Annotated in this window: 5 protein-coding genes; all 5 read left to right on the forward strand. The window is 34.4% G+C overall.

Annotation, left to right across the window (positions count from 1 at the left end):
- Window positions 1-7 precede the first annotated feature (7 nt).
- Window positions 8-1,801 (forward strand): cytochrome c oxidase subunit I, encoded by a 1,794-nt coding sequence (locus ACVCZW_RS17320; RefSeq protein WP_452230948.1) that lies wholly within the window; start codon window positions 8-10, stop codon window positions 1,799-1,801.
- A 176-nt stretch (window positions 1,802-1,977) separates the two neighbouring features.
- A complete protein-coding gene (gene ruvB / locus ACVCZW_RS17325; RefSeq protein WP_452233015.1) occupies window positions 1,978-3,000 on the forward strand; it encodes a Holliday junction branch migration DNA helicase RuvB in 1,023 nt (340 codons plus the stop codon).
- Between the two features lie 140 nt (window positions 3,001-3,140).
- On the forward strand, window positions 3,141-4,469 hold the full coding sequence (locus tag ACVCZW_RS17330) for a cytochrome P450 (RefSeq protein WP_452233016.1): 1,329 nt from the start codon (window positions 3,141-3,143) through the stop codon (window positions 4,467-4,469).
- Complete coding sequence (gene queG / locus ACVCZW_RS17335; protein ID WP_452233017.1) at window positions 4,469-5,395, forward strand: tRNA epoxyqueuosine(34) reductase QueG; 927 nt, start codon at window positions 4,469-4,471, stop codon at window positions 5,393-5,395. Before ACVCZW_RS17330 ends, queG begins: the two co-directional genes overlap by 1 nt.
- 318 nt (window positions 5,396-5,713) lie before the next feature.
- Window positions 5,714-6,079 (forward strand): hypothetical protein (locus ACVCZW_RS17340; protein ID WP_452233018.1); only part of this gene is annotated, 366 nt, incomplete at its 3' end.

Here is a 6,079-nt window from a genome sequence, read left to right on the forward strand (position 1 = left end):
TTAAATTATGTCAGCACACGCAGATACACACGATCACGAAGCACACGAAGAGCATCATCATAAAGAAACTTTTGTAACTAAATATATATTTAGCCAAGATCACAAAATGATTGCAAAACAGTATTTAATTACTGGTACAATCATGGGAGTTATTGGAGTTATTATGTCTCTTATGTTTCGTATGCAAATTGCATGGCCAGAAGAGCCTAATGTAATTTTTGAAGCATTATTAGGTAAATGGGCTCCTGGAGGAGTTATGGATGCAGATATATATCTTGCATTAGTAACTATTCATGGTACTATCATGGTATTCTTTGTATTAACAGCAGGGTTAAGTGGTACCTTTAGTAACTTACTAATTCCATTGCAAATTGGAGCACGAGATATGGCTTCCGGTTTCTTAAATATGGTGTCGTATTGGTTATTTTTCTTATCTAGTGTTATCATGTTATCTTCACTATTTTTAGAAATGGGACCAGCAGCAGCAGGTTGGACAATTTATCCACCATTATCTGCATTGCCAATGGCACAAGGAGGTTCAGGAATGGGAATGACTCTATGGTTAGTTTCAATGGCTATCTTTATTGCTTCTTCATTATTGGGTTCTTTAAATTACATTGTTACTGTTATAAACCTGCGTACTAAAGGAATGTCTATGACTAGATTACCTTTAACAATTTGGGCGTTTTTTGTAACGGCAGTTATTGGAGTAGTTTCGTTCCCTGTATTGTTATCTGCATGTTTATTGTTAATAATGGATAGAAGTTTCGGTACATCTTTCTTCTTATCCGATATATTTATTCAAGGGGAAGTATTGCACTATCAAGGTGGATCACCGGTATTGTTTGAACACTTATTTTGGTTCCTAGGACATCCAGAAGTATATATTGTAATCTTACCAGCAATGGGATTAGTTTCTGAAATTATGGCAACCAATTCACGTAAACCAATTTTTGGGTATCGTGCAATGATTGCTTCTATTTTAGCAATTGCATTCCTTTCTACTATCGTTTGGGGTCACCATATGTTTATCTCAGGAATGAATCCATTCTTAGGTTCTGTATTTACATTTACAACTTTATTAATTGCAATTCCTTCGGCAGTAAAAGCTTTTAACTGGATAACCACTATTTGGAAGGGGAACATTCAGATGAATCCAGCCATGCTGTTTTCTATTGGATTTGTTTCTACTTTCATTACTGGAGGTTTAACAGGAATTATTCTTGGAGATTCTGCATTAGATATTAACGTACACGATACATATTTTGTAATTGCGCATTTCCACTTAGTAATGGGTATATCTGCTCTTTATGGTATGTTCGCAGGAATTTACCATTGGTATCCAAAAATGTTTGGTAGAATGTTAAATAAGAATCTTGGTTATATCCATTTCTGGATAACAGCAATTTGTGCTTATGGTGTATTCTTCCCTATGCATTTTATTGGTATGGCAGGATTACCAAGACGTTATTATACAAATTCAAACTTTCCATTATTTGACGATTTAGCAAATACAAACGTAATTATTACTGTTTTTGCTTTAATAGGTGGAGCAGTGCAATTGATTTACTTATATAATTTCTTTAGCAGTATGTTCTTTGGTAAGAAAGCTGAAAAGAATCCATGGAGAGCTACTACTTTAGAGTGGACTACAGAAGTAAAACACATACATGGAAACTGGGCAGGAGATATTCCGCACGTATACAGATGGTCTTATGACTATTCTAAACCAGGACATGATGTAGATTTCGTTCCTCAAAACGTTCCTTTAAAAGAAGGTGAAGAAGAACTACAACACTAAGATATACCTGTATTAACAGGAACATCATAACAATTAAGAAAAGACCTTTGGATATATATAATATTCCAAAGGTCTTTTTCATTATATTTGTTTTGACTTCTTTGTCATTCTGAACTAGTTTCAGAATCTTTAATATTTTAATCAATACTAGATTCCCACTTTCGTGGAAAGTAAGCATGAACGAAAACCTAGATCCAACGGACGATAATTTTTCACCAGGAGAATTAGATGTCGAAAAAAAGTTAAGACCATTATCCTTTGACGATTTTACCGGACAAGAACAAGTATTAGAAAATCTTCAGATTTTTGTTCAAGCCGCAAATGGTCGTGGTGAAGCATTAGATCATACGCTGTTTCATGGACCTCCAGGATTGGGTAAAACAACCTTAGCTAACATTCTAGCTAATGAGTTGGAAGTTGGAATTAAAGTTACATCCGGACCTGTTTTAGATAAACCAGGAGACTTAGCAGGATTACTTACCAATCTAGAAGAACGCGATGTCTTGTTTATAGATGAAATACATCGTCTAAGTCCAATTGTAGAGGAATACTTGTATTCTGCAATGGAAGATTTTAAAATTGACATCATGATCGAGTCTGGACCAAACGCAAGAACGGTACAGTTAAATCTAAATCCGTTTACCTTAATTGGAGCAACTACACGATCCGGATTGTTAACCGCTCCAATGCGCGCGCGTTTTGGTATACAAAGTAGACTGCAATATTATAACACAAAATTACTAACGACCATTGTGCAGCGTAGTGCTGAAATATTAGAAGTGCCAATTTCCATGGAATCTGCAATCGAAATAGCAGGGAGAAGTAGAGGAACACCAAGAATCGCAAATGCACTGCTACGTCGTGTACGTGATTTTGCTCAAATTAAAGGGAATGGTAGCATAGATATTAAAATTGCACGTTATGCGCTAGAGGCATTGCATGTAGATGCACATGGTTTGGATGAAATGGATAATAAAATACTTACCACTTTAATAGATAAGTTCAAAGGAGGACCAGTTGGTATCACGACGTTAGCAACTGCTGTTAGTGAAAACTCCGAAACTATAGAAGAAGTATATGAGCCTTTCCTTATTCAACAAGGTTTTATAATGCGTACGCCAAGAGGTAGAGAAGTAACAGAACTTGCTTATAAACATTTGGGAAGAGTGAAAGGACCAACGCAAGGAGGTTTGTTTTAGGGCATTCCCAACCTTCGCTAAAAAAAGCTTCGGTTGGTCACGCTTTTACAAGTCGCTATCAGAGATGAGCTCCAACAATTGCGCAATCGTTAATGCAAAGAGGAACACAAAACAAAATAGGAACTATTTATAAAGTATAAATGAATAAGAAAATACCAGAAGTTTCTCTTTTTAATTTTATTAAGCATTCCTTAGAAATACTTAAAAATCCACTTCCTTTTCATCATAAATATTTCGAAAAGTTAGGCGATGTTTTTTGTTTAAATATAGGTTTTAAATCTAAAGTTGTTTTTAGTCGAGATGCTGCTTTGGCAGAATATGCACTTCAGAAAAATCAAAAGAATTATATTAAGTCTAAGATCCAAACAGAAGATTTAGTAAAGTATGTTGGTAAGGGGTTGCTTACTTCCGAAGGAGAACATTGGCGAAAACAACGTAAACTGATTCAGCCAGCTTTTCATAAAAATCAATTAAATAATTTATTAGGTAGCATTCGTGAAGCTATTCTTTCCGAATACCAAAAAATCACAGTGCACCAAACCATAGATGTTTTTCCTATATGCAATGATTTAGCGTTTCAAACGGTGGTTAAATCGTTATTTAGTAGTGCTGCAAATCAGGAACAGATTAACAGATTGCAATTTATTACAGAATCTGGACAAAAAATGTTGGTTAAAGAATTACGGCAACCTTATTTAGGATGGTGGTTTCAGTTAAGCGGAAAATTAAAACATGAATTAGATTTAACCCAAGAAGCACGAAATATATTACGCCGTATTGTTAATGAACGCAAAGCTTCCGAAGAAAAACACAACGATTTATTAGACATGCTTTTAGATGCTAGGTATGAAGATGGTCAAGCGATGGAAGAAGAACAACTCATCGATGAAATTCTAATTCTTTTTACAGCGGGTCATGAAACCACATCTAACGCGCTAACCTTTATCTTTCAATTGTTAGCGAAACATCCAGAATGGCAAGAAAAAATTCATGAAGAAATAGTTAGAGTGGATGCCGAATCGGATGATTTAATGACGCAAATTATGTCTTCAAAAATAACGCAGCAAGTAATAGAAGAAGGCATGCGATTGTATCCTCCAGCTTATTTTATAGATCGCGTGAATGTCAATGCAGATAGTTTTAATGGTTTGGATTTAGAAGCGGGATCCAATTTGTTGTTTTCCGTTTACGAAATACATCGCCATCCAAAATTATGGGAGCATCCAGAGCAGTTTATGCCAGAACGTTTTGGGGAAGGAAGCAGGAAATTCTCCTCGCAGTATTTTCCATTTGGAGCTGGACCAAGAAAATGTATAGGAAATAACTTTGCGATGTTCGAAATGATTTTGGCAGTTAAAGAACTAGTGAAGAGTTTTAAAATTCAAGCGCAATTTGAAGCGATAGAAATTACACCGCTAATCACATTAAAACCAAAAAATGCCTTTTTAAAGTTTGAGAAAAGAGCGTAATGATAAATAATAAAGCGAAATACACAAAAGGTATAAAAACGGAAGCCAAACGCCTCGGTTTTTTGTCTTGTGGTATTAGTAAAGCTGCATTTTTAGAAACCGAAGCACCAAGATTGGAAAATTGGTTAAACCAAAACAGGCATGGCGAAATGCAATACATGGAAAACCATTTTGATAAGCGACTCGATCCTACAAAACTGGTGGACGATTCTAAATCTGTGATTTCTTTATTATTGAATTATTATCCTTCCGAAATACAAAATTCAGAAAGTTATAAGATCTCGAAATACGCCTATGGTACCGATTATCACTTCGTAATAAAAGATAAACTCAAACATCTTTTACAATACATTCAGGAAGAAATTGGCGAAGTTTCCGGACGTGCTTTTGTAGATTCTGCACCAGTTTTAGACAAAGCTTGGGCTGCAAAATCAGGATTAGGATGGATTGGTAAACACAGTAATCTACTAACCCAACAAACGGGCTCCTTTTATTTTATTGCCGAACTCATTGTCGATCTAGATCTAGAATATGATAGTATTACAACAGACCATTGCGGAACGTGTACTGCTTGTATTGATGCTTGTCCTACGCAAGCCATTACAGAACCGTATGTAGTAGATGGCAGTAAATGTATTTCTTATTTTACTATTGAGTTAAAAGACCAATTGCCAAATAGTATGAAAGGTTCTTTTGACGATTGGATGTTTGGTTGTGATGTTTGCCAAGATGTTTGTCCGTGGAATAAATTCTCCAAACCGCATAACGAACCACTTTTCAATCCGAAGCCAGAATTGTTAGAAATGACAAAAAAAGACTGGGAAGAAATTACGCAAGAAACCTTTAGTAAAGTGTTTCAGAAATCTGCAGTAAAGCGTACCAAGTTTAGTGGTTTAACACGCAATATCCATTTTCTAAAAGATTAAAATTTGTCTTATTGTTTAATAATTAGTGCTTTAGAGGATAAATATTTTGTTTTATGTAGAAAATTTTCTATATTTAGTTGTTGTTAAAAGTTAAGTATAGAAGAGACTTGTTCTTACTTCATTTGAAGATATGACGATAGTAATTATTCATGTTTCAAAGTCGGTAAAACTTTAATAATAGGTAGATAACAATAATTGGAATTCTTGAGGAATGTTAATTTTGGTAATTGTCCAAATGACGTTTTAGCAATTTTACATGATTTTATCTGTCCATAATATAAAGCCCCATAAATATTAAAGTGTTTAAAATTCTTAAATATGAAGAAGACTATAGTCTTATTGTTAATTAGTGTTGTCTTCCTTAATTGTAAAAGTGTATTGCTCAACTCCCATTTAGAGAGAATTGGAGTGTTTAATGATGCGATTAAATTGCAACGAATGACAAAGAAGGAGAAACAAATTGTTTTCTTTCCTATTGCTCATTTGGGTACGGATTTGTTTTATATCGATGTTAAGAATAAAATAGACTCTTTAAAAAAAGAAGGATATTATTTTTATTACGAAAAAGTAAAAGTGGACTTAGCAGATACCTTGTTGTTTAGAAAATTTAGGAAAGCAACAACATTGCCTTATTTGAAAAATGGATATGAAGGGATGATAGATTCAACCATAAGATTGAAACTT

It is taken from the genome of Lacinutrix sp. MEBiC02595 (genome assembly GCF_053601555.1).